We start from the raw sequence: 16573 nt of genomic DNA, 5'->3' as shown, positions 1-16573 counted from the left end.
CAATTAAGACAGGCTCTTAAAGGATTTATACCGAAAGTATCACAAAACTTGGCATGAGGGCTTTGAGAAAGCCCCGGCATCCAATCCGGTGTCCTCACAAGACTGTTTTCTGCGGAGTTTTAGGAGAGGGTCATAACTTACTATTTTTGAAAGGAGTAGATAGATCCTAATCCTAAAATTTTGGTGAGTTCATCAAGAGCCTGTCGCGACTCTTCATAGAGCTTGGGATCTTGCAAATCTTTTGGCATCAACTTATCCCTGTAGTGCCTCTCAACCCAGGTGATCAGACGCAGGTAGAGTTTTTCGGTCAAAAATACATCGGAGGTGATGCTGTCGATCTCCTGTTTTTTCAAGGGGATGCGTAGCCTTAAGCAGGCAGGGCCTCCACCATTTTGCATGCTTTCGCGCAAGTTCACGTAGTGGATATTTTTGATGGGATTTTTGTCGCTCTTCACTAATTTTTCAAGGAGTGTTTTAGCCCGGGGGTTCGCTTGACACTCCACTGGAGCGATGATTGCCATCATCCCATCGTCTATGGTGACTATTTGAGAGTTGAAGAGATAAGTTTCTACAGCTTCTTCTATTGTAAGATCTTCACTCTTTACCATGTAAGTTATCAATGGCGTTGTCGTGATCTTTTCAAAGGCTTTTGAGATCTCTTCTATGATAGTTTTCGTGCTGACAAAAGAGTGTTCGTGGTACAGAAAGAAATTTTGGTTGGAAACCGAGATGACATCGTTGTGAAAAACCCCAAGATCAATTGCCCGCGGGCTCTGCTGCACAAAAAAAGCACGTCCCGGGAATATGCGGTGCCTTCTGGCGATGCTTGTGACAGCCTCTTCCGTTTCTCTTGCCGGAAAGCGTTCGGGAACAAGTCCGCCTCTGCCAAAGGCTGACTTTCCATAGACAAAAAGATGGATGCCGGCCTCCCCGCATTTTCTATAAAAAGGACAATGGTTGGCAGCTCCTTCGTTGGCAAACTGAGGGTTTGCAGGCAAAGGGGGGTGGTGGGCAAAGTAGAGGGGACTGCTGAATATGCGCTGAAGGATTAACGAAGTTGTTTCCGCTTCGATGGAGCGGTGGAGTTCCGAGAAGAGATTGGCTGGTGTGATATGGGTCAGATTGTCTTCGGTATCAATTGAAGGAGTGATTACAGCAGCGTTTGCTGCCCACATGCTGGAAGCAGAACATAGATTGATGTAAAGCTCAGGCTGATTTTTGTAGGCAGCCGTTAAAACTTCCCGATCTGTGCCTCTATAGCCTATATTCCTCAAAAGGGGAACATAGGGCCTCTCATGGGGGGGTAAAACTCCCTGGATAACACCGAGCTCGCTTAACCTCTTCATTTTGTAAAGCCCCTGCAGAGCGGCCTGCTTTGGATTGGACGCAAGGCTTTTGTTTTTCATGGAGGGGACATTGCCTATCGCCAACCCGCTGTAGTTGTGCGTGGGCCCTACGATCCCGTCAAAATTGGCTTCGTAGTAATCATCCTTCACGGAAAATCTCCTTATAGACAGTAATCAGGGGTTATAAAGCCATTCCCGGAGGAAGCTTTGCCGGCATTTTAACTTCTGCTGTCTCGATGGATGCGACAGGGGAAGAGCAATAATCGGCCGCAAAGAATGCGGAAGCGCGGTGGTTGCCGCTGTCTTTAAGGCCTCCGAAAGGTCCTTTGCTGCTGGCTCCCGTAGAGGGGGCATTCCAGTTTACAATGCCTGCCCTAACCTTTTTTTGAAAGAATTCATAACGGTGGCGGCTAGAGCTGACGAGAGAAGCGGTAAGGCCGTAGCGCGTTTTTTCTGCCTCTTCGACCGCTTGATCGAAGTCTTTGACACGGATTACTTTGAGGAATGGGCCGAACACCTCTTCATCGGGGATACTTTGCAGGCCGGTGCAGTCGATGACGCCGGGTGACACAAAATTCCCTCTGTCGCCGACTCTCCCTGACCTCAAAAGAGAGATAGCGCCCCTTTGCAGCAGCTCTTCTTGTGTATTAAAAAGATGATGCATCGCATCGGGAGAGATCAGCGGTCCCATGAAGGGTTCGGGGCTTGAAAGGGGAGATCCAATTTGAAGGCGCTTAGTGCTTTCTATGAATTGGGAAAGAAACTTCGTTGCAAAGGGGGAGTCGATTAAGATTAGTCTTCTCGCGCAAGAGCAGCGTTGTCCGGCGCTGATGAAGGCGGACTGGATGGCGATATAACAGGCGAAGTTCAAGTCCTCTATTTCATCGATGACAAGGGGGTTGTTTCCTCCCATTTCCAGCGCCAATAATTTTTCCGGAAAGGCTCCAAAGAGTTTTGAAAGTGCCTTGCCGGTGTCCCGGCTGCCGGTGAAGAGCAGTCCGTCCAGCTCGCTGGATGTAGCAAGGGCTTTTCCCGCTTCTTTGCCTCCTTGCACCATGTTAAAGACACCAGGTGGAAAGCCAGCCTGCTGCATTAGTCTGGCGTAGAGCTCTCCTGTCAGAGGCGTCTTTTCACTCGGTTTAAAGACCACGGTGTTGCCCGCCAATAGAGCGGGGATAATGTGGCCATTCGGCAGGTGGCCGGGAAAGTTAAACGGGCCGAGGACCGCTAAGGCTCCCACCGGTTTATAGTGAATTCTCACCGGATTAGTTCCCTGGTAAGACTCTTCAACTCGGCATCTCTTACGGAAAGCGCTCTTCGAGATGGAGACTTTGTCGATCATTGAATCGGTTTCTTGAAGGGCTTCCCAGAGGGGCTTGCCCGTTTCAGTGGATATCGTAGAGGCCATGGTCTCCCGATTGGCGATCAACGCCTCCTTAAAAAGGTGGATTAGTCGCATCCTCTCTTCCAGAGTTGTCGTGCGATAGTTGTCAAATGCCGCTTTTGCAGAGCGGGCTGCCGAAGCCACCTGCTGAGCCGAAGCCTCGTTTTTTTCATAGAGGCTCTGACCATCCACGGGAGAGGAGGTTCGGAGTGGTGGGCCGTCTCCCTGCATCCATATTCCATCAATCCAAAGTGTGTTTAAATCGTTTTTCATGCAGCACGTCACTGGTTTATAATTCAAATGAAAGGAATTGTTCGCCGGGCTCTGCTTGGAGAAGTTCCAGCGTTTTCTTTCCGATGTGAACCTCATCTTGAGCTTCAGCTACATGAAGGATTGCCCTGAAAGTCATGTGAGAACTTGCGATAATGATTTTTTTTCCCTTAGAAGTGGGTGTTATTTCGGCAATTGAGCCTTTTTTTGCATGGATCCAAGGCCTTGTGGAGTGCAAATTTCCTTTCAGAATAGGGCCTGCGTCTAACAGGTCGACTTCATTGTCAAATACTAGACCTTGCGCCTCCAGCATGTGTTTTGCAGGTACGGTATTTTGATGGGGGACTCCTATTGCATTTCTAGCTTCGGGAGCCAAAAGTTCGATTGTGAGGGGAAACGAGGGAATGGCTGCTAGAATCAGGGAGGGGTCTTGCCGGACTAAGTCGACAAATTTATCGTATTCAATGTCGACAAACTTTCGGCCTACGTTTTCATAGAAGGGTGAAAGGTCCCTCTCGTCAAACACCCCCCTGAGCGATGCTTTGATCTCTCTTTCAAATAGACCGGGGTGCTCTTTGATGAATAGAAAACGGGCTAGGGAAAGAAGACGCCCGATACCTGATTTTCGCTCTTTACGTTTTAAAAAAAGGGAGCATAGTTCGCTGTAAGGGGCTCTCGACCTCTCAGGAATTAAGATTCTCGTCGTTTTTTTTGCTTGAGAAAGCATCGAGGGGTGATCACGTACCTCTTCTTGCAGGGTGTAGTGGTGCAGAGGTGCTTCCCGACCTCCTCCTGATTTAATTCCGCTGACTCCGATCAGTTCCTGGGACTCTTTGTTTTCGAGCACGAAAAGAAAAAGTGAGTTTTCCTGCTTTTTGTGGTTAATGGAATCAAACGAAGAGAGGGACATCTCTATCTTCTTTTTGATCAGATCCCGGTTTTTGGGCAAGCTTGTCACTCCGGAGTGCGCTTCAAGCGCCATCTGATACACTTCGTCGATGTCTTTCTCTTCGATTTGTCTGAATAAATACATGTCACTTCCCTTCAACAAGGGCTTTCTCGATGATGTCGCTGACAACGTCAATGTCCTCTGTCGTGATGGCTCCTGCCGGTAGCAAGAATCGGATGCGAGTGGGGTTTTCGCCGGCAATAAAGCAAATCACTCCTTTGTCGAAAAGGCGCTTTGCCAGATCAAATGTCTTCTCATAGGTTCCGTCATAAGGGGTAAAAGCTACCATTGCTCCCATTCCGAAGGGGCCTCGGATGAGATCTGGCCATCTGGAGCTGAGAGCCTGTAGTTTATTGTGAAAATGACGCTCCAGCAGCATGTTTTTGCCTTGCTCGCCGAAATACTCACCTTCCAATAGTGACTTGATAATCACCGAGGAGGCTTTGATCGAAACAGTGCTGGAGGAAAATGTTTGAGACAGCAGCCCCTTTTCAGGGATCAGGCCCTTCCGGAAGAGGGTTGCACAGGAGTGTGATAGTTTACCGATCGTGGCAATATCGACGAAACGGTCAAGCTCGAAGTGCTGAAAACAAAAGAGCTTGCTCGTTCTTCCAAACGTCTGCACCTCGTCGGCAATAATTACGATATTGCTCTCCTTCAGAATTTCCATCAGAGTTGTAAAAAATAGTTTTGTGCCCGGGTAAAATCCCCCTTCGCCCTGGATCAACTCAAAAATCATGGCTGCATGCTGTTTTGGATATCTTTTCAGATACATCCTGAGGGCATTTGCCGCCCTTTCAATGCTCTCGTCACCCAACCTGTAGTCGTAGAACGGGATGTAGTCGACATCTACAGTCTTCGGTAGCCCTTTTCTGTAAGCAGGCTTGTCTGTGACCTGCGCGAGCGCGAGTGTTCTTCCGGAGAACGAGTGGTCGAAGGCCAAAATTCTGGAGGCAGGGTATGACTTATGAAATGCGAGCTTCAGAGCGTTTTCGTTGGCCATCGCTCCCGATGTGGTAAGGAAGCAGCAGTCGAAACTGGAAGCTTCCGTCAGGAGTTTGATTAGCTCAAGTGAGTCGATATTTTGCTGCAGCGGGCCTTGCATCACTGTATTCGATATCGCCGAATCGATGCTGGACGCGACGATGTCTGCGTTGCTGTGTCCTAAAAAGTGAACGCCGATTCCACTGATAAAATCATACTTGATGCTGCCATCCATCAATTCTACGAGCGGGCCTCTGCCGATTCCGCTTCCTATGTAAGGGTAAAAGAGAGGGGTGCCCCTTAAATTTCCGAACGCCTGTATCAGCTGTTCGTAGGGAATTTTCAGCTCTGGCAGGGCCGGTTGGATCGAGGAAATCTCTTTTTGTTTGTCGGCAAGCGCTTCAAGCAAAAGTGACTTTGCTTTTTTGACCCTCTCGTCATTGAAAAAATCGGCCGCTTTAAGCTCTTTGGGTAATGGATGATCCATAAGGTGTTTGATCCTATTTTTTTAAAGAGGCCGTCCGCAAAAAAATCATGCGATTTCAGTTTGTGAATGGTCTCTAAAGGATTGACAGATTGCAAGTCACCTAATAGTGGAAAATGAGGTGACTTGCAACCTTTCAGTCCCGAGGCTTTCTCAAAGCCCCCATGCCAATTTTTGATAGGCTTTCGGTATAGACAGGCTCCTTGTCCGTCTTTTGTAAAATGCGTCGGCATACATCAGTATAGTCAGAGCGGCCAGTTTTGCCCTTTCGGTAAAGCTGGCGATATGGGCTTCTTCGTGCACTGTGTGCAAGCCGCTTCCGATCACCCCGAAGGAGTCGATGCAAGGAACGCCCACTGCGGATATCAGGTTGCCGTCCGTGACACCGCCGCTTTCTGTCAAATTGATCGGAATTCCCAAGAGAGCTCCGCTTTTATTTAGCGTGTCAAAAAGAGGTTTTTGAAGCTTATCGAACTCTTTGGAAGGTCTTTCCGAGAGCAGGTGCATTTCCAGATCCGGATGGGCCCTCTTGTGTCTGGAAAAGGCCGCTTGCGTTTGTTCTTTGGCAAGATTCCAGCTCTTAGATCCAAAAGCCCTGATATTGATGGAGAGAGAACCCCGGTCGGGCACCACGTTGAATTCGCTTCCACCTACCAGTTTGGCGATATTTACCTGTATTTTTTTCTTCTTCGAAGTCAAGGACGACAAATCCAGGGCGAGTCGCATTAGGGGCGCAATGGCATTGACGCCTTGGTAAAAATCCCTGCCGGCATGGGCTCCTTTGCCCCTGGCGACAAATAGATAATTTGCCGAAGCGGGTCGCGACTTGATGAAGGCGCCGTTTTCTTTGGATGGTTCAAAAACCAACGCGCATGCCTTGCCAAAGGCTTCTTTCTCAATAAAGCGGCGGCTTGCGCTTGAACCAGTCTCTTCGTCACCGTTAATAAGAACAGTCCACCCTATGGATTGTCGATTAGGGCTCCTCTCGATCGCTTCCAAGGTTTTAAGAAGTACGGCCAATCCTCCTTTCATGTCAGCGACTCCGGGCCCGTGCAGTCGGTCGCTTTCTATCCGGCATGTTTGAAAAGGGGAGTCTGGCGGATAAACCGTGTCGGCATGTCCCATGAGGAGGCACTGAAAAGGAGCGTTTGGCCTCATGGTAAGCTTGAGGATGTCTCCGCTCTTTTTTTTGTATGGGTATCCGTTTAAATCGAAGCCTGCTTCGTCCGCTGTTTTGATGAATACCGCTTTGCACCCGAGCGATTTTGCCTCGTGCATCAGGATATCCTGAACGGATTTTATCCCTTTGGTATTGTTTGAAAAGCTGTTGATGAGGGCCAATTTTTTAGTAAGCGCAACCATGGATCGTTTTTCTTTTTCAAGAAACGAGAGGGAGGAAAGATGGATCATGAGGCGCCCCAATTTTGTCTGCGATACCGCTCACAGACCCTTACAAACATTTATTCTTTTGTTGACGATTTTTCCCTATCTTGCTCGATCAAAACAAATTGCCTCATTCCGATCAAGCTCCTCTTTTTGCTGATCGCGCTTGACATTTCATTGCCGAATCCTGATACATGAGTCCGTAGGTTCGTGTCCTGCCGTTTACCACTGGATTTGGCGTAAATGGTTTATTTACAGTTTTAAAAATCGACTCGGTTATGTTGATTTGAGATTATCGAAAAGGAGCTTTCCGCTACCGATCACAAGAGGCCGCAAGACTGAACCGAAAAATCCTGAGATTGTTCGCAAATTCAAATCAGCATCGAACGTACCTTTCCCCAGTCGTTGTTTTTATTGATGCTCAATTAGGACACATCATCAATGAGCATACCGAAAGGACCTCGAAATTTGGATTTGGCTTTAATAACGCTCTCCATGATGAAAAGTTGTTCCATATTTAATATTAGGCGACTTGCGATCTTGGGAGCTATATCAAAGCTAAATCCAAATTTCGAGGTCCTTTCGGTATGCTCATTGATGATGTGTCCTAATTGAGCATCAATAAAAACAACGACTGGGGAAGTGATATAGAAAATGGCATTGGATGTTCACGAAGACTATAAGGTGATTTTAGATGGCAAGCATGCGTGTTATGTATTGATTACATGCGATAGCGCCGATCAGCTGGGGCAAATGCAGGTTGAGATGAGCTACGAGGGAGATCCTGGCCTGGTATCCTATCTGTTAAAAGGCGCCAAGTCATTGGTGGATAAGCAAAAGTAGGCGCGGGTTTGGCGTCTTCTGTTCGTTGATGAAAATCAAGGAATATCGGGAAAGCACTCAAAATGAGTGATTTCAACTCTTAGAGCTTGTGCTTAAACTGAAATCGTCTTCTTTGCTGCTGAAACGGACTTTAAGTGCCGAGAAATTTAAATTCCTCGAAGTTCTCTTAAAGCCCCCATACCCACTGCAGAGACGCTTTCGGTATGTCGCCCAAATCGACAGCAAAGCATATATGGTTGAGTTTTAGTACAGGCTTTGTAGGCGTTTTACGAAATGTGGATGTGTTCGATAGATCGAATTTCCGTTCAATGACACGCGCAATAAATCGGTATAAACAAGGGGGATGGGCTTCATGCTCTATTTTGTTTTTTCCGCAGGGGGAGAGTATTTTGCCATCGAGGCTTCTTACATTGAGCTTGTAGTGCCGATGGTCGGCGTGAACTCGGTTGCTCATCTCCCTAACTTTGTGAAGGGGATTTTAGAGTTCGAAGGTGAGCCCGTAACAGTCATTGACCTTTGTCGTATCATTGGAGGGGAAGCTTGTCCTGATCGGATGCATGCCCGTATAGCTTTAGTCAGAAGTACACCTTTCGAGAAGCGAGGACCTTGCCTTGGGATCTTAGGCGAAAAAGCGACCGAGATCCTGGAGACGTCCTCTCCCTTTATCATCAGTCAGTCCGAAGACCACGGCCCGCTTTCGTATATCCATCCTGGCGTATTGCAGGGATCAACAGTCATTCAATTAATCGATGTACCGCGATTTTTTGAGGCGTTTAGCCACCAGATCTACGCAAGAAGTTCAGCGCCAAGATAATGCTTATTTGAAAGTGTCGGCCCATCTAATCGATGCAGGAGTCTTTTGGCTAAATAGCGCTTAAAGAGTATTTGAGCGAGTTAAAGGATAGGGAGTGGCTTAACCGGGAGATCTTCACCGAAATTGTCTAAAATTTGGCATAGGAGCTTCTTAAAACCCTCATGCGAACTTTTGAGGCACTTTCGGTATATGGCGAGGGGATTCGAATCCGTTAAGAGACTACCTCTTAGAGGCCGGCAGTAAGATAGAGGTTTGTAATGTCCGAGAGTTCCAATCAGTTTTTTCCAAACAGCAACAAAGTGTCCGATGTCAACAGGCTGCTCGACAGAGCATACCCGCCGGGATATGCCAACGAGTGGATTGAACTCACCAGAAAAAAAGAGGAGGACGTTCCTTTTATTTTGAAGGTGTTGATATTTCGCATTCAGCAGCAATGGTTTGGATTGGATGCTAGGGGAGTGGGGCTGGTCATGGAGGCAAAGCCTTCCCATCGCATGCCAACGCCGGAGGGAAGTCCCATCAAAGGGGTTGTGAGTGTTCGCGGCGATTTGAAGCCGATAGCCGACCTGGAGATCCTGCTTCATGGCAGATACCGGGAAAACAAGGAGTCGGGCGATGGTTTAATGATTTTAATTTCTCAAGACCGCAAGGAGTGGGTGATCAAAGTCGATGAAATTTTTGGAGTGGTTAGTATCGCGCAGAAAAATTTGGAGAACGTCCCTGTCAATATCGCCAAATCCCATGGAAACCTGATTAAGGCCTTGGTGGAAGTCGAAGGGAAAAGGGTTTCTATACTCGAGGAGGAGCTCTTGTTTTATGCTCTCTCGGAAAAGTTGTCCGCAAAGTAGGCGTGCTATACCGGGAGGGTGTGGAAGTTAGGGGCTTTAAAACACTCTACTTTTATGTTTGGTTAGGTATAAGAGACTGTTAACGGATTGGCATTTCATCGATATTTTCTAAAGCGTTTTGATGCTTTATCGGGGAGTGTGCGGTAGCGGGATAATATATTCGGTATAGCCTGCAAAATCGGAAAAAATCAATCCCTTAGCAGTCTGTTGAGAGGGAATCGTTTTAGCGTTTGGGTTTCGTTTATGCAATTAGAAGTACTGGCTCTTTTTCAAAAGGAGTTGCGGGAGCAGGTCGAGCTCATTAAGAGCGAGCTTGATAAACTTTCGGAACAGAGATCCGCCGGTGAAATTTCCAGGGCCTTTCATTCGATGAAGGGAGCGGCTAGTTTACTTAAAATCGATACGATTAAGAGCGCTGCCGGCTGGCTGGAGAAGGAAGTCAACTCGGTTTCACCGGAAACGCGAGGGGCGGTCAAAGAGGCAATTCAAGAGTTTCTCGCTATCATCGAGCCTGTACTGAAGAAGAATGAAGAAGAACTTCTCGACGCCATCCAAGAGTTGGTACCTAAGATAAGCGCCCTAGAAAAAATGATGAGCCCTAAAGGCCCATCAGCTCCTGTTTCCGTCGAAGGTGCCTTGGATAAGCGTACGCCGAGCGGAGAACTTTTTTTTTACCGGCTGAAAGAGCTTACGGACAGGTTCAAGCAGCATCTCAGTTTTTGCGAAAGCAATTTTGAAGATTTGGAAAGGGTAACCTTGCTTGAGGAGTTAGCAGCGGAGATCCGGGATCTTGGGAAAACGAAGGGGATTCAAATCGTCGTTGAGGCCGGAAGGTCTCTCAACCTCTGTTTTTTCGCTGTGCGTAAAAAGCTCCTGGGGTGGACTCGGGGACATTTCGACCTTATCCAGGAGATCGTTGAATTTTTATTCGGGCTAGCGGGCGAGAGCTCTGAAACATGTCAGTCTTGGCTCATTAAAAAAAAATCGAATGTTGAGACTTGCATCAACATCATTTTAGCCATCTCCAATGAAGCGACGCAATTTATTTACTACGAAGACCTGAAAGGCAGACATCCCCTGCCTTATCCCAAAGAGGAGCTTCCGGAGGAGGGTGAATCTTTTGCCTCTCAAGATCTTGACGAGAAGGACCAGAGGTTTGTCGCCTTATTTCTTACAGAATTAAGAGATCAGATCAAAGATTTCGAGGGAGATCTCCTGACTCTTGAAAAAAATCCGGACGATACTAAAACGGCATCCAAGCTGATGCGTGCCTCCCACTCACTGAAAGGAGCATCCAAAGCGGTGGGCTTCCACGCGCTCACACGACTGGCGCATTCCATGGAAGACCTCTTCTCCCTTGTGCAAAAAGGAGAGGGGGTCATCATTCCGGAAGCAATCGATGTTCTGCTTAAAGCGGTCGATATTTTGCATGTCATATCAAAAGTTGAGTCAGGACACTTGGATTCTTGGCTGATGGAAAACAAGACCCGGATCGACCAGCTGCTGCGTGAGTTGTCCGCAGCTTTTGCTCACTGCACTCTGATTAGAGACATCTCATCCCCGCTACCGCAAGAGGGGAGAAAGGTCCTCGTCCGGAAGAGTGCCACTCCCGAACCTCCTGCTGAGGTGAAAAAAGCATTAGTAGAGACGCTCTTGCTCCCGATGGAGGCTGTCAAGGAGGAGAGTCGTTTTCTTAGGGTCTCTCTTCCCCACATCAACCACCTGATGGGACTGGCCGGTGAATTTTTAGTCGAGGCAAAATCACTTGACCTCTTTGAAAGAAGCTTGGGAAGAATGAAAACGAAAGCTCTGAAAGTGACAATGGACCTCTCCCGCATCAAGGAAAAGATAGGGTCGGGAAAAAAAGAGGAATCCATTGCGGTGGCCGATTCACTTCTTGCGCAAGGTAAGTCTCTCTCCCACGATATTTCTAAGCTTATGCAGGAATTTGACAGGTTTGCGAGGGCATCTGAAGCCCTCTCGAGTAAATTCTACCAGGAGATGGTTGAGAGCAGGATGCGTCCGTTCTCGGAGGGTACGGAGTTTTTACCCCGTCTGATCCGCGATCTTTGCAAGCAACTCTCGAAGAAAGCTGATTTGCAAATTGTAGGCAAGAACACGTTAGTGGATAGAGAGATTTTGGAAAAGTTGGAATCTCCTTTGACGCACCTTGTCAGGAACGCTATCGACCATGGAATTGAATCAACTCAAGAGCGGGCCCTGAGGGGTAAATGCGAAACAGGTCTTGTCAAGGTGGAGGCAACGCACAGGGATGGGGCGCTTGTCATTTCGGTTTATGACGACGGAAGCGGGATCGATTTAGATCAGATCAAGAAAGCGATCATCGAAAAGAAGCTGGCTCACGAATCGATTCTTGGAAAGATGGATGACAAGGATGTTCTCAAATACCTGTTTCATCCAGGATTTTCCACTTCCAAGGAGGTCACGGAAATTTCCGGCAGGGGAATAGGCCTGAATGTTGTACAGAGCACTGTCGAGCAGTTGGGCGGAAGAGTGGTGGTCAAGGATGCCGGAGGAGCTCTCTTTGAGATGATCCTCCCGCTCACCCTTTCGATCATTAGAGCTCTTTTAGTCCTGATTGACAAAGAACCGTATGCTTTCCCCCTGGCTAGGATTAAAAAAGTACTCTACGTCGAAAAAGAGGATCTGTTCACAGTTGAAGGCAGAGAATATTTTAAGGATGGCGGCAAAAATGTGGCGCTGTTTGACGGGCTGTCAATTCTTCGATTGCGGCGTACGGAACCGCCCTTGGCAAGAATTCCTGTCGTGATGTTGAGCGACGGTATTAGCGATTATGGAATTCAGGTAGATGTTTTTTTGGGAGAGAAAGAGATCGCGATCCACGAATTGGACAAAAAAATTGGTAAGATGGATGCCATAAGCGCGGGTTCTTTCATGGAGGACGGCTATCCTCTGCTTATTTTAGATACGGAAGGCATAAAAATAGTAATTGAGCGGCAGATTGCAGAAAGTCCCCTCGGGGCGCGATTACCGCCATTGCAACAAAAAGACCCCGTCGGAAAAAAACGTATCTTGATTGTCGATGACTCGGCAATCGTGCGCCGTGTTTTAACACATCTTCTTTCCACAGAAGGGTTTGTAGTCGATCAAGCTGAGAATGGCCAAGAGGGATTAAGGAAGGTAAATCAAGAGAAGTATGACCTTTTGATCAGCGATATCGATATGCCTGAAATGAGTGGAATAGAATTAATCCATAAGATAAGAGGGGAGTTTAAAGAGTCGGAGCTTCCTGTCATTTTGCTGAGCTATAAAGATGAAGGCGGGTTTTCTGAGGCGATGAAACCTCTGAAGGTCGATCACTTTTTTTCGAAAAGCCAGTTCCAGGATCGGGTCTTTGTCGATGCTGTTAAAGCGGTGCTCAAGGTACCTAATGATGTGTGCTAGAGAAGTTTGGAAACTTGAACTATACCGAAAGTGTCTCAAAATTTGGTTTTTGGCAATGAGAAAGCCTCGGGATTGAAAGATGGCAAGTCACCTCATATTTCTAATATTAGGTGACTTGTCATCTTTCAATCCCGAGGCTTTCTCAAAGCCAAAATCCCAATTTTTGAGATACTTTCGGTATAAACCGAAAGTATCTCGACTTTGGGGAGCTTTCAGTTTGCTAAACCCAAGTTTAGAGGCAGGCTCTAAAATCGAGAAGGAGAGGCATGAAGATAGCAATTGCAAATGACTTGAAGCTGGCTTGCGAGCTCCTCAACAACCTCATTCAGAAGAAGACGAGACATAAGGTTATCTGGACGGCCTGCGACGGAGAGGATGCCATCGAAAAATGTTCTCAGAATAAACCTGACATTCTTCTGATGGATCTTCTGATGCCTAAGCTGAATGGCGCCGAGGCAACCCGGGAAATCATGGGTAAAGCGCCTTGCGCTATCTTGATAGTGACTGCCAATGTTGCAGGAAACGTCTCTTTGGTGTTCGAAGCGATGGGAGCTGGCGCTCTGGATGTGGTTAAAACCCCCTCTTTTGACATCAATACTTGCGAGGTCGAGACGCAAGATCTGCTCAAAAAGATCGAAATCATGGCATCTTTGATTGAGAGCGGTTCAAGTAAAGAAATCCCCTACGTCCTGCCCGCGGACCCCTCTTTTGCCGGCCACACCGTACCCCCGTTACTTCTGATAGGAGCATCTACTGGAGGGCCTGTCGCGATTCGTAAAATATTGTCTTCGCAAGGCACTGATTTTCCATACGCCACAGTAATCTTGCAACATGTTGACCATGAATTTGCCAAGGGGCTTGTTTCCTGGTTGCAGGAAAAGTCTTCCGTGAGGGTTTCTCTTGTGGAGGGGGAAACAGAGCTCAAGGCGGGAGAGGCCTATGTGGCGGGAAAAAACGCCCATTTGGTGCTAAACCCAAGAATGCGTTTAAATTATTTGCCTGAAGGGAGCTTAGACACCCTTTTGAACAAACCTTCCATTGACGTTTTTTTCAACAGTGTCGCACGGGTTTCCGGTCTGAAAGGGATAGCTTGCCTGCTCACGGGAATGGGTTCCGATGGAGCGCAGGGACTTTTGAATCTTAAAAATGCAGGTTTCGACACAATTATCGAAGATTGGTCGACTGCAGTCGTCTATGGTATGCCGAGGGCGGCAAAGGAGCTGGATGCAGCGAAGTATTGCCTGCCGATCGATTTGATCGGGGTGAAGATCAGAGAGTTGATAGCTACGAAAAACTCTCCAGCCGCAGTACGTTCCTGAAGGATGTGGCTATGAGTATGATTTTAGACCGGGACAGGTCGACTTTGGAGTATTTGAATCAGCATCCAGTCTCTGTGTTGCTGGTGGATGATCAGCGCATCATTTCCGAAGCGATAAAAAGGTGCCTTGTAACCGAACAAGACATTGTTTTTTATTGGTGTCAAGATCCCACGGAAGCCCTGAAAATGGCGATCGAGCTTAAGCCGACGGTCATTTTACAGGATCTGATCATGCCGGAAATCGATGGCTTGACTTTGGTTAAGTATTTTAAAACACACAAAGACACCAAAAACATCCCTCTAGTCGTGCTCTCCGTCAAAGAAGATCCCTTGATTAAAGCCCGGGCCTTTGCCGAAGGGGCCAATGACTATATGGTTAAGCTTCCTGAGAAAGAAGAGTTCATCGCCAGGATACGGTATCACTCAAAAGCTTATATCGCTCACCTTGAGAGAAACTTTGCCTTCGACCGATTGGCTGAAAGCCAGCGGGCTCTCAAAAAAGAAATTGACGACGCTTCCGACTATGTCCGCTCTATCCTCCCTTTGCCCTTGAAAGACAAGAGTTTAACGGCATCGTGGCAATTCATCCCTTCAATGACTCTTGGCGGTGATATTTTCGGGTATCATTATATTGATGAAGACCATTTCGCCCTCTATCTATTAGACGTCTGCGGTCATGGTGTTGGCGCCGCCCTGCTATCGATTTCTGCAGTGAACGTCTTGCGCGAAAAGGCCGCTTCGATCGGCTTCGACTACTACAATCCGAGCGATGTGTTGATGAGGATGAACGCCCTTTTTCCTATGGAAAAGCATCATAATATGTTTTTTTCGATGTGGTATGGGGTTTATACTCTCTCATCGGGCACGCTCCTCTACTCAAGTGCTGGCCACCCACCGGCAATCATCAAGTCCAGGGCAGTAGGTTCCCCCCCTATTTTTGAACAGCTCACCACTCCCGGTCTCATGATCGGGGCCATGCCGACCTTTTCGTACACGAACGCTCTTTTTGAGGTGAAAGGGCCCGCGCGTCTCTATCTTTTCAGTGATGGGGTTTTTGAACAGGAACTTAAGAGCGGATTTACGACGACTCTGGATGACTTCGTCAAATTTTTAAAAGCTCTTCCTGTGCAGTCCACGGATGAGGACCTTGATAATATCTTACGGTTTTCCCTGGCTGATAAGAAAGCGCCTTCATTTGCGGACGACTTTTCCATTGTCGCCCTTGATATCAAGTGAATTTCGGGTAAGAGAAATCTCTCCCATCGATATACCCAAAACGGTCACTCTGCTCACTAAAGTTGTTTGTTGTTTGTAAATAATCAATTATCTATTAATCGTCTTTGAGATTCATAATTGTTAATTTTGTGTAAATTTATTTTTTATTGATGGAATTCATAGTTTTTTGGTAAAATCGGTGTTCAATCATGAGGTTTTTTATGGTGGCACCAGGTTTTTCCCAGCATGTTCTCTCCTTTGATGCTAAATCACATTTTTTAGACGTGGCGCTCGGATCTGTCATGGAGGAGAAGGATTACACCGCACTGCTTGAAAAAGAGTGCCCTAAACTTCGCAGCCGCGATGCCGAAGTGCAGAGATTATACAAATCCGCATTTGAGGGTCTTGAAGGGTGGAAAACAGGCGAAGGCGGCTTAATCGATAAAATATTCAACAAGATCACATTTAAAACTCCAAAAGAAAAAATTTCAGCTGCCAACCCTTATGCTTTTCCTCCGGTCGATGAGGTGGAGAAAGAGACGTTGGCCAAGAAAGCGTCCTTTCATCAAACGGTGGCGAAAGTGATGCTGATTGTAGGCGCCATTTTTCTTTTCACGGGGATTCTTGGCCCTTTTGCCCTCCTTCCCGCCCTGCTCAGCATGGGTGTTGGGGCTGCTTCCACAACGGTGATGGTGGCGACGGGAATCGGAACGTTGGGAACGGCGGGTATTTTGGCCTCCATTTTTTTAAAAAACACCGAGTCGATTCGAATTCATCGGATGAAAACCGACCCCGATTTTAAAGTCTTCGTCGATAAAGTCATTCAGCATAAAAAAAGGGTGAATCTGAATGCTACGGAAGAAGATTTGAAAGATAAAGCGGTTCATACAGCCTACCTGGACTGGAAGGATAATATGCAGCCGCTATTTACTGACCCAAAAAGGGAAAAAGTGACGCTCGAGCTCGAGAGGGTGCGCGCCCTTTTCGCAAGGCAGCCGGAACTTGTGGCTGAGGGTCTTTTGAAATTGCACGCCAAAAAACATCCCAAGGTGACAATCCCTGAAGAGGTCAAGCAGCAAGCCAAAGAGAAGTTTATCGCCCGATTCACCCCTCTTCTCAACACTTTCACGCAGGCTCTCTTTACCGAGAATGGCTATAAAAGCGACCAGGAGATTGATGCCTTTTTCACTCGGGAGCAAGCGATGTTCAATGAAATTTTAAAGGCAGAGCTTAGCCCTACCTGACGCTTTAAAGGGCTGCCCGATCAATTTTCATCGATCGGGCCGGCTAATTGACGATAGGCCCGCAA

12 protein-coding genes are annotated in these 16573 nt (G+C 47.3%); 7 read left to right on the top strand and 5 right to left on the bottom strand.

Annotation, left to right across the window (positions count from 1 at the left end; all coding sequences use genetic code 11):
* Window positions 1–140: 140 nt before the first annotated feature.
* The 5 genes from astB to ELAC_RS05300 form a co-directional block, all read right to left on the bottom strand.
* Window positions 141–1496: an N-succinylarginine dihydrolase gene (astB, locus tag ELAC_RS05320; RefSeq protein WP_098038253.1), complete on the bottom strand. Its 1356-nt coding sequence runs from the start codon at window positions 1494–1496 to the stop codon at window positions 141–143.
* Between the two features lie 31 nt (window positions 1497–1527).
* Window positions 1528–3003 carry a succinylglutamate-semialdehyde dehydrogenase gene (gene astD / locus ELAC_RS05315; protein WP_158227815.1) on the bottom strand — a complete coding sequence of 492 codons (1476 nt, stop codon included), beginning with the start codon at window positions 3001–3003 and terminating at the stop codon, window positions 1528–1530.
* 16 nt (window positions 3004–3019) lie between these two features.
* Entirely contained in the window at window positions 3020–4033 is a 1014-nt protein-coding gene (locus tag ELAC_RS05310; RefSeq protein WP_098038251.1) for an arginine N-succinyltransferase, read from the bottom strand.
* Between the two features lies 1 nt (window position 4034).
* Window positions 4035–5420, bottom strand: coding sequence for an aminotransferase class III-fold pyridoxal phosphate-dependent enzyme (locus ELAC_RS05305; protein ID WP_098038250.1), 1386 nt, complete (start codon window positions 5418–5420; stop codon window positions 4035–4037).
* A gap of 150 nt (window positions 5421–5570) precedes the next feature.
* Window positions 5571–6827, bottom strand: coding sequence for a hydrolase (locus ELAC_RS05300; protein ID WP_098038249.1), 1257 nt, complete (start codon window positions 6825–6827; stop codon window positions 5571–5573).
* A 627-nt stretch (window positions 6828–7454) separates the two neighbouring features.
* On the opposite strand from ELAC_RS05300, the gene ELAC_RS05290 reads away from it, so the two are divergent.
* The 7 genes from ELAC_RS05290 (at window position 7455) to ELAC_RS05260 (ending at window position 16508) form a co-directional block, all read left to right on the top strand.
* Window positions 7455–7643, top strand: coding sequence for a hypothetical protein (locus tag ELAC_RS05290; RefSeq protein WP_098038247.1), 189 nt, complete (start codon window positions 7455–7457; stop codon window positions 7641–7643).
* 352 nt (window positions 7644–7995) lie between these two features.
* A complete protein-coding gene (locus tag ELAC_RS05285) occupies window positions 7996–8457 on the top strand; it encodes a chemotaxis protein CheW (RefSeq protein ID WP_158227814.1) in 462 nt (153 codons plus the stop codon).
* 257 nt (window positions 8458–8714) lie between these two features.
* Window positions 8715–9305, top strand: a complete 591-nt coding sequence (locus tag ELAC_RS05280; protein ID WP_098038245.1) for a chemotaxis protein CheW — start codon at window positions 8715–8717, stop codon at window positions 9303–9305.
* A 243-nt stretch (window positions 9306–9548) separates the two neighbouring features.
* On the top strand, window positions 9549–12731 hold the full coding sequence (locus tag ELAC_RS05275; protein ID WP_098038244.1) for a hybrid sensor histidine kinase/response regulator: 3183 nt from the start codon (window positions 9549–9551) through the stop codon (window positions 12729–12731).
* Window positions 12732–12997: 266 nt separating this feature from the next.
* Window positions 12998–14050, top strand: coding sequence for a chemotaxis-specific protein-glutamate methyltransferase CheB (gene cheB, locus ELAC_RS05270; RefSeq protein WP_098038243.1), 1053 nt, complete (start codon window positions 12998–13000; stop codon window positions 14048–14050).
* A gap of 11 nt (window positions 14051–14061) precedes the next feature.
* A complete protein-coding gene (locus ELAC_RS05265; protein WP_098038242.1) occupies window positions 14062–15285 on the top strand; it encodes a fused response regulator/phosphatase in 1224 nt (407 codons plus the stop codon).
* A gap of 200 nt (window positions 15286–15485) precedes the next feature.
* Window positions 15486–16508 carry a hypothetical protein gene (locus tag ELAC_RS05260; protein WP_143406447.1) on the top strand — a complete coding sequence of 341 codons (1023 nt, stop codon included), beginning with the start codon at window positions 15486–15488 and terminating at the stop codon, window positions 16506–16508.
* Window positions 16509–16573 lie beyond the last annotated feature (65 nt).

The organism is Estrella lausannensis, assembly GCF_900000175.1.
In the GTDB taxonomy this organism is placed as follows: Bacteria; Chlamydiota; Chlamydiia; order Chlamydiales; family Criblamydiaceae; genus Estrella; species Estrella lausannensis.
The sequence above is the reverse complement of the archived record's forward strand: the minus strand, read 5'-3'. Positions and strand labels throughout refer to the sequence as shown.